1 protein-coding gene is annotated in these 471 nt (G+C 71.3%); it reads left to right on the forward strand.

All coding sequences use genetic code 11. The features are described from left to right. On the forward strand, window positions 1–471 hold a 471-nt coding region (locus tag ACYQ0J_RS00685; RefSeq protein WP_460170279.1), incomplete at both ends, for a thermonuclease family protein.

Here is a 471-nt window from a genome sequence, read left to right on the forward strand (position 1 = left end):
ATGGGCCTGGCCTTGGCCCTTTCTTCCCAAGGCAGGCTCCAGGGCCCCGTTCAGGTGCTCAAGGTGGTGGACGGGGACACGGTGGAGCTTCAGGGCCTCGGGCCGGTGCGCCTCATCGGGGTGGACGCCCCGGAGTCCACCTACAACCACCGCACCTCGGGCCCCGAGGAGGTGAGGCTCGGCCTCGAGGCCAAGGCCTTCCTCGCCCGCCTGCTCCAGGGGCTCCAGGGGAGGACGGTGTGGGTGGAGCTGGACGCCCAGGAGCGGGACCGCTACCGGAGGGTGCTGGCCTACCTGTACCTGGAGGATCCCAGGGGAGACTGGATCCACGGGGGGAGCCGGTTGCTCCAGGTGAACCTGGAGCTGGTGAGGGCCGGGTGGGCCGAGCCCTACACCGTGCCCCCCAATGTCCGCTACGCCGCCCTCTACCTCCAGGCCGCCCGGGAGGCTCGGGCCAAGGGGGTGGGGATG

The sequence above is a fragment of the Thermus sp. FJN-A genome (genome assembly GCF_054655095.1).